The organism is Altererythrobacter sp. C41, from assembly GCF_016803135.1.
Lineage (GTDB): Bacteria > Pseudomonadota > Alphaproteobacteria > Sphingomonadales > Sphingomonadaceae > Pelagerythrobacter.
Genome location: NZ_JAEVFE010000001.1, coordinates 654,786 through 670,301, shown reverse-complemented (window position 1 = coordinate 670,301; position 15,516 = coordinate 654,786). Strand labels below are relative to the sequence as shown.

The following is a 15,516-nucleotide window of genomic DNA, read 5'->3' as shown; positions in this document are numbered from 1 at the left end:
CGAAATGGCTGCCGCGGAACGTCAGGCCGAACCGGTCGCGATGACGCTGGCGACGAACGAGTCTGCCCCGGTCGTCGAACTGGCCGCAGTACGCGACGCCCAGCCCGAGCGAGTGAGCGAAGTCCGCGATCCGCTCGGCGCCTATCGCGGCCAACCCACGGATGGTGCGGCGGTGGCTCTGCCGGCGAAGCTTCCGGAAACCTTCGAAGAACGGGACGCCCTGCTCAAGCGGATGATCGCGGCCGAGCCCGACCGCGCCAACCCGTTCCGCTCGACCAAGGCGCGGGCCCGACGTGCGCGGCTCATCCTCCAGTCGCTGGGCCGCAAGTTCGAGAACGTCCGCCCGCGGATCGACCTGAGCGAATACACCGCGAACTGGCCAGCCCTGGCGCGGCGCCCCGTGCGTTACGCCTGACCCGGGAGGGTCGCAGGGAAGGGGCGTTCCGCAAGGGGCGTCCCTTTTCGCATGAGGTGCCTTCGCACTTGCAACACTGGCTGCCTTGCGCGAGAGGCGAGCCATGACCGAGCAGACCCTGATCGAAGCCGCCCGCGTGTCCAAGGCCTGGCCTTTTCAGGAGGCGCAGCGGCTGCTCAAGCGCTATCCCGACGGCAAGCCGGGCGGCGCGCCGGTCCTGTTCGAGACCGGGTACGGCCCCTCGGGTCTGCCGCATATCGGCACATTCCAGGAAGTGCTGCGCACTACGCTCGTGCGCCGCGCCTATGAGGCGCTGATCGGCGCGAAGCCGGAAGACGGGAAGACGCGCCTCGTCGCCTTCTCCGACGACATGGACGGGCTGCGCAAGGTGCCCGACAACGTGCCGAACCGCGAGATGCTTGCCGAGCATCTCGGGAAGCCGCTGACGCGCATCCCCGATCCGTTCAACGCCGGGTTCGACAGCTTCGCCCACCACAACAACGCCAAGCTGCGCGAATTCCTCGACCGTTTCGGTTTCGAATACGAGTTCATGTCGTCGAGCGAGCACTACAATTCGGGCGGATTCAACGATGCGCTGCGGCAGGTGCTGCGCAGCAATCAGGCGATCCTCGACATCATGCTGCCCACGCTGCGCGAGGAGCGGCGCAGGACTTATTCGCCGGTGCTGCCGGTCAGTCCCACCACGGGCGTCGTGCTGCAAGTGCCGGTCGAAGTGGTCGACGCGGACCAGGGAATCGTCCGCTTCACCGACGAGGACGGTACGGTCGTCGAGCAGTCGGCGTTCGGGGGTATGGCCAAGCTGCAGTGGAAGGTCGACTGGGCGATGCGCTGGTACGCGCTGGGCGTCGATTACGAGATGTGCGGCAAGGATCTGACCGACAGCGTCACCCAGTCGGGCAAGATCGTCCAGGTGCTCGGCGGCCGCAAGCCGGAAGGGTTGATCTACGAGTTGTTCCTCGACGCCAATGGCGAGAAGATCTCCAAGTCGAAGGGCAACGGCCTGACGATCGAGGAATGGCTCACCTACGGCAGCGAGGAGAGCCTGGGCTTCTACATCTTTCCCAATCCGAAGAGCGCCAAGCAGCTCCACGTCGGGGTGATTCCCCGCGCGGTCGACGATTACTGGCAGTTCCGCGCGCGGTTGCCGGAGCAGGAACTCGACAAGCAGCTCGGCAACCCGGCGTGGCACCTGCTCCGCGCAAACGGCGGATTCGAAAATTCGGAGGCTCCGGGGGCCGGCGATGCCTTGCCGGTCACTTACGGGCTGCTGCTCAATCTCGTCGGCGTGCTCGGCGCAGGCGCCACGCGCGAGCAGGTCTGGTCGTACCTCGGCAACTACATCGTCGATCCCGATCCGGCGAAGCATCCCGAGCTCGACGTCCTGGTCGGCGCAGCGCTCGCCTACAACCGCGATTTCGTCGCTCCGACGCTGGAGCGTCGTGCGCCCGCGGCGAACGAGGCGGCGGCGCTGCGCAAGCTCGACGAAGCGCTGGTGGGCATCGCGGCGGAGAGCTCCGCGGAAGACCTGCAGACCATCGTCTACGAGATCGGCAAGGACGAGCAGTTCGCCTTCGAGTCGCTGCGCGATTGGTTCAAGGCGCTCTACGAGACGCTTCTCGGGTCGAGCCAGGGGCCGCGCATGGGCAGCTTCATCGCGCTTTACGGTATCGAGAACAGCCGCCGCCTGATCGCCGAAGCCCTCGCGCGGGCCTGAGGCTTTCGCCTGTTCTCACCCCCACTTGCGGGTGCGATACCACTTGGTGATGACGTATTTCACGCCGCGCTCGACCGGCGTGCCGGCATGCATCGTATCTTCGTTCGGCGTGCCGTCGGGCAAGGCGTTGTTCCAAGTCAGCAGCACGCCGGGCTTGGGCGGGATCTTGATCTCGACTTCGGTGAAGTGCGTCTCTCCGCCGGCCTCGACCTGGTTGAGGAAGATCATCGCGGTCCAGCTCCGCTGCCCGCCGCGTTTGCGCTCCATCTTCCAGTAGTCTTCGGTGGTGTAGAACCAGTCGTTGTGCGGCTTGAATTCCTGGCCGGGCATGTAGCGCTGGCCCTGGATCGCCTCGCCCGTTTCCGATTTCATGCCGAGCAGATCGTCGATCCGCCGCGAGATGCCTGCCACGAAGGGATCGCGCGGATCGAGATTGCCGGAATAGGACGTGCGGAATCCGCTCGAGTAGTCGGTGTCGTAGAGCGTGCTCGGCTGCGCGACGGCGTCGATCATCAAAATGAGCCGTTGGCATTCCGCAGGGCTCAGGAATTCCCCGATGGCGAAAATCTCCGCCTTGTCGGTCGGTACCTTGTAGGCTTGGGGGTCGACCTCGAGCCGTTTGCGGACGGTTGCGCCGACGCGCTTGAGCGCGTCCTTGTCGGGAATAGTCGCGGTCTTCGTCATATCGCGCTTCCCTACCAGCGCCTCCGTATGCTTCAAGAGTTCCGGAGGCCGATGGAAGATCATCGGATCAGAGGGAGATGGATCATGAACGAAGCTTCGGGACATCGCTATCCAGGTGTGGCCATGCTGCTGCACTGGCTGCTGGCCATCGGCGTGTTTGCGCAGTGGCGCATCGCGGTCGCGGCGGAGAACGCGCCCACCGATGAAGCCGGCAGCGAGATCATGGCCAATCACTTCTCGCTCGGCGCCACTCTGCTCGTGCTCGCCCTGGTGCGCCTGGTGTGGCGCTTCATCCAGCCGAACCCGCCGCTCGCGGCGCATCTTTCGACATGGGAACGCTGGCTGGCGAAGATCACGCACACGCTGTTCTATGTTCTTCTGATCGTCATGCCCTTGGCCGGCTGGCTCGCCATGTCGAAGTATGGAAATGGGGTGGACGTGTTCGGCATCTTCACATTGCCCGCCATGCCGGTCGAAAGCGATCCGGAAGGCGCGCGCGAGATATTCCACATCCATGCGGCCGCGGGAGTCACCCTGCTGGTGATTACGGCGATCCATATTCTCGGCACGCTCAAGCACACGCTGATCGACCGCGACGGCAATCTGTTCCGCATGCTGCCGTTCGGAACGCCCAAGGCCTGACGGCACATGCAAGAACCCCCGCCGGTTCGCACCAGCGGGGGCTTGCAAAGGGCTGCCGGGCTGACAAACCCCGGCAGCGGGGGAAAGCGGCTTACCAGAAGAAGTCGTAGATCACGTCGACCACTTCGCCGGAGTAGGTGTTCACCAGCAGCACGTCGTCGTAATAGCGGACCCAGCGATAGGGGCCGTATGCCGGCGGCAGGCGGTACTGCCACGGATCGTTGATCCAGTAGCGGTTGCTGTAGAACAGATTGCCGAGCCGGAACCCGATATTCACCCGGTTGTAGCGGTAGTTGCGATAGGGCGAATAATAACGGCCGATGCGGTAGACATTCCGGTTCGACGCGCGATAGCGATGCCAGTCGTAGCGGTCGTTGTCGCGCCAGCGGCGGTTCCAGGCGCGATGATCGCGCCGGTCGCGCCGGTCGTCCCAGCGATCGCGACGGTTGTCACGCCGGTCGTCCCACCGGTCGCGGCGGTTGTCGCGACGATCTTCCCAGCGATCTCGCCGGTCGTCGCGGCGGTCCCGCCAGTTCTCGCGGCGTTCCTGATTGCGATCGCGCCAGTTCTCACGGCGGTCCTGGTTGCGTTCGCGCCGGTTCTCGCGCCGATCGTGCCGCTGCTCCCGCCGGTCCTCACGGCGTTCGCTTCGGGCACCGCTCTGTTGTACGGCGCGGCGCATCGCATCCCAGCGAATCCGCTCGTTCCCCTGCCGAGCGTTGCCGCGGCGGTCGTCGCGGTCACGGGCACGCTGCTGGGTTTCGGCAGAGGCGGCGAAGGCTTCGGTGGGCAGGGCGGTCAGCGCCATCGCGCCTGCCACGGCCGCCATCGCGCTTCCCTTCAGAAATTGTCCAAGTGTCATCTCGTGGGTCTCCGTTCGTCGAGAACGCCGCGCCCACCGCCAGCGGCCCCTCTGATAAGATGAGGCACTTTTACGGTGGGCCGAATGACCGGAAACTGAACCGGCGTGTAGGGGTAACGTTCAGGTTCAGCGCAATTTCGCTTAACAAAAAATCAGCGCATCGGAACCCACTTCATCACGCCGCCTGCGAACGGCGTCCACCAGCCCGTCTTGATCCCTGCCGCGGCCAAAGTGTCGCTGGTCCACTGGTTGCAGGTGTTGCCGAGGTGATAAGTGCCGGGCGCGTCGTAGAATACGTCCCAGCCCTCGTACCCGGCGTGGATGGTGCGCGTGCCGGGCGGGACGACTTGCGACTCGATCCGGCGGACGAGGCGCGCGTATTCCGCGGGGCGCAGGCGCAGTATCCGCGCGGTCTCACTCGGAGCCGGGCGGACATAATGCGCAACATGAAGCAGCCCGTCGCCGCCCGTAGCCGCGTTGATCGCGGTGGGTAGCGAAAGGTCCGCCCATGTGGGCGTGTCGAGGAACACCTCGCGTTCCCCCCAACTGACGGATACGTGCGTATAGGGCCGGTTTGCCGCCGGCAGGTCCGAGGCCGGGAAGTCTGCCCGCCAGTCCTTCTGCGGGCTGACCAGCGGCATGACGATCGCGGTGTGGATGCCGTTGGTCTCGATCATGATGGCGACGCCGCGTTCCGGCTCCCTCCAGTCTCCGTTGCGCGGGATAGAGGAGCCGATCCACGCAAACGCCATGAACAGACCGACGGCTAGCGCGAGCCAGGCGAGAATCTTTGCGGTGATTCTCCAGACCCTGCCGTTCGCGAGCCGCCGCAGGCCGTCGCGGAGCCTCGCCCCTCTGAACGGAGAGGCGGAAGGGGAGGTCACCGCGTGGTCCGCCGCCGTAGCCAGAGGATCGACCAGTTGCCGTTCACCAGCCGCGACGCCAGGCGGAAGCCTTGGCGCCGATACGCTCGCCGCACTCGCGGCTCCTGCGTTTGGAGGAGTCCGGCCAGGAGCAGATTCCCGCCTGGTGTGACGGCGCGCGCGAAATCGGGCGCCAGCTCCACCAGCGGCCCGGCGAGAATGTTCGCTATCAGCAGGTCGTAGGGCGCGCGTGCCCGAAGCAGCGGGTGATGCATCCCGTCGGCGACGATCATCGCCAATTCACCAGGACCCCCGCCAACCTCAAAGCCGTTCGCCGCCGCGTTGTCCTCGACCACGCCGAGGCAGGCCGGATCGATATCGCTCGCGGTCGCCAGCGCGCGCGGCCAGAGCGTGAGCGCGGCGAAGGCAAGCAGGCCAGTGCCGGTTCCGATGTCGGCGAGGTTGCGTGGGGCGACGCCCCCGCGCCTCATCCCATCGAGCATTGCGAGACACCCCGCGGTCGTCGCGTGCTGTCCGGTGCCGAACGCCTGACTGGCGGGAATCGACAGGTTCACCACGCCCTTCGTATTGCTGGGCGCGTGCTCCGGTGTGTGGACGAAGAACCGGCCCGCGCGGATCGGTTCGACGCCCAGCTGGCTCTCGGTCACCCAGTCCGTCGGAGGCAATTTCTCCGCGTGCAGCTCCGGCGCGCCGCCGGCAAACAGCGCGGCCACCATGGCACGGTCGGCGCGGCGCGGTTTGCGCGGAAAGTAGGCGTCGAGCCGCCACTCCAGCGGCCGGTCTTCCGCTACCTCGCAGCCGGTGAGCACGACCTCGTCGTCCCACTCCAGCGCATCCTCCTGCGCGACGAGTGCGGCCTGGATCGCCGTCTTGTCGGCGAACGCGGTGAGTTTCCAGCTATCGGGCATGGACGCTCAGTAGCCCGATCGTTCGCCCGGCGGAAGCGGCGGCGCGCGGCCAGCGATTACCGGACGTAACTCGCCCCGTTTACGTCCACCGTCGCTCCGGTCATGCTCGCGGGGGCGTCGAGCGCGCAGAAGACGGCGATGGCGGCGATCTCCTCCGGCTCGGCAACCCGGCCCAGGGGGATGTCGGCTAGAAGGCCGGGACCGCCCCGGCTGGCGAGGTAGTCGCCGGCCATGGCCGTGTCGGTGAAGCCGGGCGTGATCGCGAAGCTCAAAATACCGTCCTTGGGGTAGGCGCGCGCGATCGTCTTGTGCAGTGCGAGCATGCCGCCCTTGGCCGCGGCGTAATGCCAATGCGCGGGCGAGTCGCCGCGGTGCCCGGCGCGGCTCGCGACATGGACGATGCGGCCGGGCACGCCTCGCTCGAGCCAGTGCCGCACCGCGAAGCGCGAAAGCTGCGCGGCCGAGGTGAGGTTGATGCGCAGCGTATCCTCCCACCCGTCGAGCCATTCGATGTCGGAGCGGTCGAGTGGGTTCGCCTGGAACAGGCCGGCGTTGTTGATCAGCACGTCGATCTCGCCGCCGGCGCGGTCCAGCGCCTCTTCCCACACCATGTGAGGGGCTGTCGGCTCGGCGAGATCGGCGCCGATGGTCTGCGCATCATGCGGTGCGCTGGCGTGGCCGATCACGCGTGCCTTGCGCATTTCGAGCTGCGTGCGGATCGCGGCGCCTATGCCGCGGCTGGAGCCGGTGAGAAGGATCGTGGGCATGTGTCCGCGCTTATCGCACCGTCACCTGTCCGTCATCCCTGCGCAGGGGGGGATCCAGCTTCCCGTGCCGGAAGTGCGCCCGCCTGCGGGGAATGACGGGAGAGCGATTATCGCGCGGGAGCCCCGCACGCGCCTTGTCTCGCCAGTCGATTGCGCTAAGGGGAGGGCGAAATTTCAAGGGCAACCGGACGATCGCCATGGCCGAAAGACCACTCTCCCCGCATCTCAGCATCTGGAAATGGGGACCGCACATGCTGGTCTCGATCCTGCACCGTGTCACCGGCGACGGAATGGCGATCGTGGGTCTCGGCGTGCTGCTGTGGTGGCTCGGCGCGCTGGCGAGCGGGCCGGAGGCTTACGCGACCTTCACCGGGATCGCGACCTCCTGGTACGGCTATGTCGTGCTCGTCGGTCTCTCCTGGGCCTTCTTCAACCACATGACCTCGGGCCTGCGCCATTTCGTGCTCGACATCGGCGCGGGGTATGAACTCGGCATCAACAAGGCCTGGTCGGTCGCTTCCCCAATCATCGGCATTGCGCTGACGGCGGCGTTCTGGGCCGCTCTGCTGCTTCTCTGAGGACTTGAACGATGGGTAACGGAACCTCGATCGGTCGCGTGCGCGGGCTCGGCTCGGCGCACGAGGGCGTGCACCACTGGCTGCTCCAGCGCTTCACCGCGATTGGCAACCTGATCCTCGTGCTGTGGCTGGTCGGCTCGATCCTGCTGCTGCCCGATCTCTCCTATGCCACCGTCACCGGCTATCTCTCGCATCCGCTTGCAGCGACGGCGATGGCGCTGCTGATCGTCAGCCCGTTCTGGCACGCGCGCCTCGGCCTGCAGGTGATGATCGAGGACTACGTCCACACGCCCGGCAACAAGTTCGCGGCGATCGCGCTGCTCAATGTCGCGACCGTCGGCGGCGCGGCGTTCGGCCTGTTCTGCGTCGCCCGCATCGTATTCGGAGGAGCCGCCTGATGGGCAACCCGGCACCCAAGACCGCCAGCAACAATCAGGCGAGCCAGAAGGCGGGGCAGAGCCCGGCCTATCCGATCGTCGATCACACCTACGACGTTGTCGTGGTCGGCGCCGGCGGCTCCGGCCTGCGCGCGACGATGGGCGCGGCCGAATCCGGCCTCAAGACTGCCTGCATCACCAAGGTCTTCCCGACCCGCTCGCACACCGTCGCGGCGCAGGGCGGCATTGCCGCCAGCCTCGGCAACAACACGCCCGATCACTGGTCGTGGCACATGTACGACACCGTCAAGGGCTCCGACTGGCTCGGCGACCAGGACGCGATCGAGTACATGGTGCGCGAGGCGCCGCAGGCGGTCTACGAGCTCGAACACGCCGGCGTGCCGTTCAGCCGCAACGACAACGGCACGATCTACCAGCGTCCGTTCGGCGGCCACATGCAGAACATGGGCGAAGGCCCGCCGGTGCAGCGCACCTGTGCCGCAGCCGACCGCACGGGCCACGCGATGCTTCACGCGCTCTACCAGCAGAGCCTGAAGTACGACGCGGACTTCTTCATCGAATATTTCGCGCTCGACCTCATCATGGAGAACGGCGCGTGCCGCGGCGTGATGGCGATGTGTCTCGACGACGGGACGATCCACCGTTTCCGCGCCAAGGCCGTGGTGCTGGCGACCGGCGGCTACGGCCGCTGCTACTACACCGCGACGAGCGCGCACACCTGTACCGGCGACGGTGGCGGCATGGTGCTGCGCGCCGGCTTGCCGCTCCAGGACATGGAGTTCGTCCAGTTCCACCCGACCGGCATCTACGGCGCCGGCGTGCTCATCACCGAGGGCGCGCGCGGTGAGGGCGGCTATCTCACAAACTCGGAAGGCGAGCGCTTCATGGAGCGCTACGCACCGAGCGCGAAGGATCTCGCCAGCCGTGACGTCGTCAGCCGCTCGATGGCGCTGGAGATGCGTGAGGGGCGCGGCGTCGGGCCGGAGAAGGACCACATCTACCTCCACCTCGACCATATCGACCCGAAGGTGCTCGCCGAGCGCCTGCCGGGCATCACCGAGAGCGGCAAGATCTTCGCCGGCGTCGACCTGACGCGCCAGCCGCTCCCCGTGACGCCGACCGTCCACTACAACATGGGCGGCATCCCCTGTAACTATCACGGCGAGGTCGTGACGATCGGCCCCGACGGCAATCCGGAGACCATCGTGCCCGGCCTGTTCGCGGTGGGTGAGGCGGCCTGCGTCTCGGTCCACGGGGCGAACCGCCTCGGCTCCAACTCGCTGATCGATCTCGTGGTGTTCGGCCGCGCGACCGGCCATCGCCTCAAGGAAATCATCAAGCCCGGCACCAGCCACGACGAGCTGCCGAAGGACAGCGCCGATCTCGCGCTGACCCGTCTCGACCATTTCCGCCACGCCAGCGGCGGTTCGCCCACGGCGGCCGTTCGCGCGGAAATGCAGAAGGACATGCAGAAGCATGCAGCCGTGTTCCGCGACAGCAAGCTGCTCAGCGAAGGCGTCGAACTGCTCAAGCAGGCGAACAAGCGGATGGAGGACATTCACGTTTCCGACCGCTCGCTGATCTGGAACTCGGACCTCATCGAGACTCTCGAGCTCGACAACCTGATGGCGCAGGCGAACGTCACCATGGCTTCCGCCGAGAACCGCAAGGAAAGCCGCGGCGCTCATGCACACGAGGACTTCCCCGAGCGCGACGATGCCAACTGGATGAAGCACACCGTCGCCTGGTTCGAAGGGTGGGGTGGCAACGGCGGCGCGGTGAAGATCGATTACCGCCCGGTTCATGAATACACGCTCACCGACGACATCGAATACATCAAGCCGAAGAAACGGGTGTACTAGCCATGCAGATCGCGGTCCTGACGTTCGACGGGTACAATGAACTCGACTCGTTCGTCGCGGCCGCGATCCTCAACCGCATGCACGGGGCGGGGTGGAAGGCGCACATCGCGGCACCCACTCCGCTGGTGACGTCGATGAACGGCGTGACGGTCGAGCGTCAGAAGCCGATCGAATTCGCCCGCGAGGCGGATGCGGTGATCATCGGCAGCGGTATCCGCACCCGCGAGATCGCGGCCGATCCGGCCATGCTGGCGCGGATCAAGCTCGATCCTGCGCGGCAGCTCATCGGCGCGCAATGTTCGGGCACGCTGCTCCTCGCCAAGCTGGGGCTGGTCGGCGACCTGCCCGCCTGTACCGACCTGACCACCAAGCCATGGGTGATCGAGGCGGGTGTGAACGTGATCGACGCTCCGTTCGTGGCGCACGGCAACGTCGCCACGGCCGGCGGCTGCCTCGCCTCGCAGTACCTCGCCGCGTGGATCATCGCGCGTCTTGCCGGAGAGCGCCAAGCCGAAGAGGCGCTGCACTACGTCGCGCCGGTCGGCGAGAAGGACGTCTACGTCGATCGCGCCATGGCCGCGGTGCGGCCCTTCCTCGGCGCTGCAGTCGCGGTCTAGCGGAAGGACGATTCGGTCCAGCGTTCGATGAGGGCCATTCGCCTGCTTCCTCTGACGGTGTTTCTGGCCAGCGCCTGCGCCGCGCTACCATCACCGCCCGAGGACCTCGAGCTCGATCCCTTCTACACGAAGTACGTCGAGGCGGAGGGTATTCCCATCGTCGGCTCTCCGCGCGTTGCCGACGAGGCTCTGGTCAACGCCCGCTCGATCGTCGAGGACATGCTGGCGCACCGCCCCGATCTCGCCGCGGTGCTCGCGCGCAAGGGCTATCGGGTGGCAATCCTCGCGGAAGAGGAGGCGATCACCGACCTGCCGGAGAACGCGCACTGGACCAAGCCTGCGCCCGACGATCCGCGGCTGACGCGCTGCGAGCGCAAGCATTATGAGGCGCGGATCGGAAGCCTCACCGACCGTGAGTACTGGAACGCCCGCGCCCGAGGCATTGGCGGCATCCACACGGTCGGAGCGGAGGAGGACGTGCTGGGCAAGCGCACGAGCCGCTATTTCGGCGAGACGATCCTCGTCCACGAGTTCGCGCACAACCTCCTCGATGCAATCCACGCCGCTGACCCGCAGCTCTATGCCGAGGTCGAAGCCGCTTATGCCCGGGCGCTCGAGCAAGGCCTCTGGCGCGACGAATATGCCAGCACGACCGTGCAGGAATACTGGGCGGAAGGAACGCAATTCTGGTTCAACTCGAACCGCCTGGCGGTCTTCGACGGCCAGCAGATCCTGAACCACGCCGATCTGGAAACATACGATCCGCGCCTCGCCGCAGCGCTGCGCACGGCCTACGGCGAACGCCACCGCCTCACCGCAGACCCATTCTACCGCCACCCCGCGCGCGTACCGCCAGGCCCGATCCCGGAAAACACCGCAGAGGTGTGCTGAGGCGGCCGCGAAGCGCTTGGACGAGAGGCGCCGGGTCATTCATATATCTCGCCGAAGGGAGCAGGTTTGTTGAGCCTGCTCGAAAGTCATGCGTAGTCTTGAAACCCGTAGCGTTGATCCGGTAATCTCGACACTTGCTCAAAAGGGGGGCGCATGAAGTTCTCGATTCTAAAGGCCGCTGCGGCCTTTATCGCCGTACTTGTGAGTGGCCCGGCGCATGCTGAATGGCTTGAAGCGACGTCACCGCACTTCACTGTCGTTGGCGACATGTCGGAGCGTGAATTGCGAGAGCGGACAGTTGCGCTCGAACAATACGATGCGATGCTGCGCTATGTCCTTAATGCCGAGGAGGCGGTCCCCGTGACCGTTTTCATCGTCTCCGGGCTCGGCGCCGTGCAGGATGCGCTGGGCAGCGGAGCGCGCAATGCCGCCGGGTTCTATTCGGCCACCGCGCAGGGTGCCAATGCCGTCGTGCCGGAGAGGCTCGGCTACTATCGCGAGGACTTCAATCCTCGCGTCGTACTCTTCCACGAATACGCGCACCACATGCTGCTCACCAACGTGGAGATATTCATGCCGGGATGGGCGCAGGAGGGCCTGGCCGAGATGTTCGCCACTGCGAAGATCGAGGACGATGGCGGTGTGGTGATCGGCGACAAGAACGATTCTCGTGCCGACGAAATGTTCGGCGCACATCGCTGGAGCGTCGAGCGCATGTTGCTGAGCGACTTCGAACCTCCGAAGAACCCGTACGATAATATCGAGAAGTACTCGCGCGGGTGGGCTCTCGCACATTACCTCTGGATGAGCGGCGAACGGCCGAACCAGTACGGGGAATTCATCGCCGAGCTCAATCGGACCGTGGACCCGGTCGCCAGCGGCAAGAAAGTGTTCGGCGACCTCGACAGGCTCGACAGCGAGCTCGACCGCTACATCCGGATGCACAAGTACAAGCTCGCCCGCTTCGGGCCCGAGCTGATCGGCAAGCCGGCCGAGGTGGCCATCCGGCGCCTCTCGGAGGGGGAGGCGGCGATGCTGGACTACCGGATGACCAGCACGCTGGGCGTGACCGGGGAAACGGCGGGCCCGCTGGCCGCGAAGGCAAGGCCGGTGGCTGCGCGCTTCCCTGATAGCGTGCCGGTGCAGACCTGGCTCGCCGAGATCGAATACGACGCGAAGAATTATGATGCCGCCGCGGCGGCAGCCGACCGCGTGCTGGCCATGGATCCGCAAAGCCTGTTTGCCATGGTGTACAAGGGGCGCGTCGCGATGCAGCGCGCCCTGGCCGCGCAGGAGCCGGCGCTGGCAAAGGAGGCACGGCGCTGGTTTCTCAAGGCCAACCGCATCGACCCCGATCATGCACTGCCGTTTATGCTGTATTACGACAGCTTCGGCGCCATGGGGCAAACTCCGCCTTCCGATGCGGTCACTGGCCTGTACCGTGCAGTGACGCTGGTGCCGCAGGACACGACGCTGAGAATTCGCGCCGCGGTGGCGCTGCTGCGTGAGGGCGACGTCGAGAGCGCCCGAAGGATTATCGCTCCGGCCGCGTTCGCTGCGGAGAGCCTGGGTGAAAACAGCGCGCTCCAGCTCGTCAAGACAATGCAGGAAACCCTCGACCCCGAAGCATTGCTGGCGAAGGCCGCCGAACTCAAGTTCGATCGGTTGAACGAGTTCGTCTTGCCAGAGGTCGACGGAGAGGAAGCCAGCGGGGAAGACGGGGAAAGCGGGGAAGGCGAAGGTCAGTCCTAGGAGGCGTTTGCGCTCTGGGGGTCTGGCGATTCGGGTTTGAGCGCCTTTCTGCGGCGCGAGCGGTCTGCGCTCCGGTCGATTTTCCCGGCCATGCCTGTAGAAGGGGGTGAATCCGCCCAGCCGATGCCGAGTCGAGATCATGAACATGTCTACCCCAGTCGAGAGAACGCGCGAGGAGGTTCGCCAGGCGCGTGAAGCGAAGCGTGCGGCGGCCGCGGCGCTCGGGGTGGACGAACATTACGTTTCGGAGCTGGTCGAGCGGTTCTACGCCGCCATTCGCGAGGACGACCTGCTCGGCCCGATCTTCGCGGAGCGGGTCGAATCGTGGCCCGAGCACCTAGCGCGGATGAAGAGCTTCTGGCGCTCGATCCTGTTCAACAGCGGCGAGTTCTCCGGGAATCCGATGGTCAAGCACGTGGTCATCCCCGGTCTGGAGGAGCGGCACTTCGCCCACTGGCTGACGCTGTTCTACGCCACGCTCCGCGATCTGGAGGGCGATCCCGGTGCCTCGTCGCTGGTCGGCGAACGCGCGCGTGCGATTGCCGACAGCCTCCTCACCGGAATAACCATCCGCCGCGAAGGAATCGGGGGTTCGCGAGCGGGGGCCGGCCTGCCGCATATCTGACGGCCAGGCTTTGCGGCGCTACTCGCCGGGCACGCCCGGCTCGGCCCGCCGCGCCTCGATGATCTTGACCGGCTCGGCCAGCATCTGGCCCTTCATCCAGCCTTCGCCCTTGTTCGGATCGGCCGGCGCGGCGTGGATCGCGCGGACGACGTCCATTCCCTCGACGACATGGCCGAAGGCGGCGTAGCCGGCGCGCAGCTCCGGGTCTTCGGAAGTCGGATCGGCATCCATTCCCGGCTGCTCCTGGAGCATGATCGAGAAGTCCCCGGTGGCGGTACCTGGCGCATTGCGCGCCATGGAAAGTGCGCCGGCGGTGTGGAGCACGCCCGTTTCGTTGGTCGGTTCATGCGCGATCGGGGGCAGGACGCGCTCGGGATCGTGCTGCGTGCCGGCCTGGATCAGTCCGTTGGGCTGCTCGCCCCAGTCGAGCCGCATCGCGCGATAGAACACGATGCCGTCGAAACGGCCCTCGTCGACATAGCGCAGGAAGTTCGCGGCGGTGATCGGCGCGCGCTCGGTCTCGATCGCGGCGGTGATGTCGCCCATCGTGGTCTCGAGCACTACGAGCGTGGTTTCGGGTTCGGCTTCCGGGGAAGGCACAGGAGCAGGCGCCTCTTGTGCAAACGCGGCGGAGGCGAGCGCGAAGGGCAGGGCGAGCGCGGCGAATCGTCTGAACATGCCGCGACTATGCCGGACTTTCACCGCCTCCGCAGCATGTCGCGGTCGAGCTGGTCGATGGAGGTCACGCCCATCAGCCGCATGCCGCGCTCGATCTCGTCCCTGAGCAGCGTGAGCGCACGCTCCACCCCGGCCTGCCCGGCGGCGGCAAGGGCGTAGAGGTAGAGCCGTCCGCCCGATGCCGCCGTGGCCCCCTGCGCCAGCGCCTTGAGCACGTGCGTCCCCCGCCGCACGCCGCCGTCGCAGATGACCTCGATCTCGCCGCCTACCGCATCGACGATCTCCGCAAGCTGGTCGAACGGCGCGCGGCTGCCGTCGAGCTGGCGGCCGCCGTGGTTGGAGACCATGATCGCGTCCGCCCCGATTTCGACCGCGCGGCGTGCATCGGCCACGCTCATCACGCCCTTGAGGCAGAACGTACCGCCCCAGTCCTGCTTGATGCGTGCGGCGGTGTCCCAGTCCATCGCCGTGTCGAGCATGGTGTTGAAGTATTCGGCGATCGAAACCGCGCGGCCCGTGCCTTCGCTGACGTGGGTATCGAGATTGGGCAGGCGGAACTTCTCGCGGAACACGTAGTCGAGCGCCCAGCGCGGCCGCGTGGCGTAGGACCAGACCGCGCTCGGCGTGAAGCGGGGCGGGGTGGTGAAGCCGCTGCGCGCGCACCGCTCCCGCTTGCCGGCGACGATCGTGTCGACCGTCAGCGCCATGGCATCGAACCCGGCGGCCTTGCAGCGCTCGATCATCGAGGTGTTCAGCCCCGCGTCCTTGTGGACGTAGAGCTGGAACAGCTTGGGTGTTGACACGAGTGACGCGATCTCTTCGATGCTCACGGTCGCGAGGCTGGAGATCCCGAACCACAGGCCGAACCTCTCAGCCGCCCGTGCGACGGCGCGCTCGCCCTGCCAGTGGAACACGCGCTGGAGCGCCGTCGGGCTGAGCATCAGCGGCAGCGCGCTGCGGCGGCCCATGATCGTGCAGCTCGTGTCGATCTCGGACACGCCCGCAAGCACGTTCGGCACGAGGTCCACCTCGTCGAATGCGGCCGTGTTGCGCGCCCGGGTAATCTCGTCGTCCGCCGCGCCATCGATATAGTCGAACACTGGCCACGGCAGGCGGCGTCTGGCGAGCAGGCGCAGATCGCCGACGTTATGGCAGTCCGACAGACGCATGACCGGGCTCTACCAGCAGCATCGGAGCTCGCCAATCGGTTCATCCACG

At 66.4% G+C, this 15,516-nt stretch carries 17 protein-coding genes; 10 read left to right on the top strand and 7 right to left on the bottom strand.

Features of this window, described 5'->3' with window-relative positions; genetic code table 11:
* The first annotated feature begins 4 nt into the window (after positions 1-4).
* Complete coding sequence (locus JNO53_RS03215; RefSeq protein WP_203107538.1) at positions 5-415, top strand: hypothetical protein; 411 nt, start codon at positions 5-7, stop codon at positions 413-415.
* Positions 416-518: 103 nt separating this feature from the next.
* A complete protein-coding gene (locus JNO53_RS03210; protein ID WP_203107536.1) occupies positions 519-2,150 on the top strand; it encodes a lysine--tRNA ligase in 1,632 nt (543 codons plus the stop codon).
* A 15-nt stretch (positions 2,151-2,165) separates the two neighbouring features.
* Here JNO53_RS03210 and JNO53_RS03205 read toward each other — a convergent pair whose 3' ends face one another.
* Positions 2,166-2,834 carry a prolyl hydroxylase family protein gene (locus tag JNO53_RS03205; protein WP_203107534.1) on the bottom strand — a complete coding sequence of 223 codons (669 nt, stop codon included), beginning with the start codon at positions 2,832-2,834 and terminating at the stop codon, positions 2,166-2,168.
* 84 nt (positions 2,835-2,918) lie between these two features.
* Here JNO53_RS03205 and JNO53_RS03200 point away from each other — a divergent pair, with 84 nt between their 5' ends.
* A complete protein-coding gene (locus tag JNO53_RS03200; protein WP_203107532.1) occupies positions 2,919-3,476 on the top strand; it encodes a cytochrome b in 558 nt (185 codons plus the stop codon).
* A 91-nt stretch (positions 3,477-3,567) separates the two neighbouring features.
* On the opposite strand, the gene JNO53_RS03195 is transcribed toward JNO53_RS03200, so the two are convergent.
* The 4 genes from JNO53_RS03195 to JNO53_RS03180 form a co-directional block, all read right to left on the bottom strand.
* Complete coding sequence (locus JNO53_RS03195; protein ID WP_238401544.1) at positions 3,568-4,305, bottom strand: RcnB family protein; 738 nt, start codon at positions 4,303-4,305, stop codon at positions 3,568-3,570.
* Positions 4,306-4,490: 185 nt separating this feature from the next.
* Positions 4,491-5,015 carry a DUF2459 domain-containing protein gene (locus JNO53_RS03190; RefSeq protein ID WP_238401543.1) on the bottom strand — a complete coding sequence of 175 codons (525 nt, stop codon included), beginning with the start codon at positions 5,013-5,015 and terminating at the stop codon, positions 4,491-4,493.
* A gap of 203 nt (positions 5,016-5,218) precedes the next feature.
* On the bottom strand, positions 5,219-6,130 hold the full coding sequence (locus JNO53_RS03185) for a 50S ribosomal protein L11 methyltransferase (RefSeq protein WP_203107528.1): 912 nt from the start codon (positions 6,128-6,130) through the stop codon (positions 5,219-5,221).
* Between the two features lie 56 nt (positions 6,131-6,186).
* Entirely contained in the window at positions 6,187-6,897 is a 711-nt protein-coding gene (locus JNO53_RS03180; RefSeq protein ID WP_203107526.1) for an SDR family NAD(P)-dependent oxidoreductase, read from the bottom strand.
* Positions 6,898-7,094: 197 nt separating this feature from the next.
* Between JNO53_RS03180 and sdhC the strand changes: the two genes are divergently transcribed.
* The 7 genes from sdhC (at position 7,095) to JNO53_RS03145 (ending at position 13,620) form a co-directional block, all read left to right on the top strand.
* The gene (gene sdhC, locus JNO53_RS03175; protein WP_203107524.1) at positions 7,095-7,475 is read left to right on the top strand and encodes a succinate dehydrogenase, cytochrome b556 subunit; all 381 of its coding nucleotides are present in this window, start codon (positions 7,095-7,097) and stop codon (positions 7,473-7,475) included.
* 11 nt (positions 7,476-7,486) lie between these two features.
* On the top strand, positions 7,487-7,873 hold the full coding sequence (gene sdhD / locus JNO53_RS03170; RefSeq protein ID WP_119512795.1) for a succinate dehydrogenase, hydrophobic membrane anchor protein: 387 nt from the start codon (positions 7,487-7,489) through the stop codon (positions 7,871-7,873).
* Positions 7,873-9,735, top strand: a complete 1,863-nt coding sequence (gene sdhA / locus JNO53_RS03165; protein ID WP_203107522.1) for a succinate dehydrogenase flavoprotein subunit — start codon at positions 7,873-7,875, stop codon at positions 9,733-9,735. Before sdhD ends, sdhA begins: the two co-directional genes overlap by 1 nt.
* A gap of 2 nt (positions 9,736-9,737) precedes the next feature.
* The gene (locus tag JNO53_RS03160) at positions 9,738-10,352 is read left to right on the top strand and encodes a DJ-1/PfpI family protein (protein WP_203107520.1); all 615 of its coding nucleotides are present in this window, start codon (positions 9,738-9,740) and stop codon (positions 10,350-10,352) included.
* A 27-nt stretch (positions 10,353-10,379) separates the two neighbouring features.
* The gene (locus JNO53_RS03155; protein WP_238401542.1) at positions 10,380-11,243 is read left to right on the top strand and encodes a glycoside hydrolase; all 864 of its coding nucleotides are present in this window, start codon (positions 10,380-10,382) and stop codon (positions 11,241-11,243) included.
* A 153-nt stretch (positions 11,244-11,396) separates the two neighbouring features.
* On the top strand, positions 11,397-12,995 hold the full coding sequence (locus JNO53_RS03150) for a DUF1570 domain-containing protein (protein ID WP_203107518.1): 1,599 nt from the start codon (positions 11,397-11,399) through the stop codon (positions 12,993-12,995).
* Positions 12,996-13,140: 145 nt separating this feature from the next.
* Entirely contained in the window at positions 13,141-13,620 is a 480-nt protein-coding gene (locus JNO53_RS03145) for a group III truncated hemoglobin (RefSeq protein WP_203107516.1), read from the top strand.
* An 18-nt stretch (positions 13,621-13,638) separates the two neighbouring features.
* On the opposite strand, the gene JNO53_RS03140 is transcribed toward JNO53_RS03145, so the two are convergent.
* Positions 13,639-14,298 (bottom strand): peptidylprolyl isomerase, encoded by a 660-nt coding sequence (locus JNO53_RS03140; protein ID WP_203107514.1) that lies wholly within the window; start codon positions 14,296-14,298, stop codon positions 13,639-13,641.
* Positions 14,299-14,318: 20 nt separating this feature from the next.
* Positions 14,319-15,467, bottom strand: coding sequence for an alpha-hydroxy acid oxidase (locus JNO53_RS03135; protein WP_203107512.1), 1,149 nt, complete (start codon positions 15,465-15,467; stop codon positions 14,319-14,321).
* Positions 15,468-15,516 lie beyond the last annotated feature (49 nt).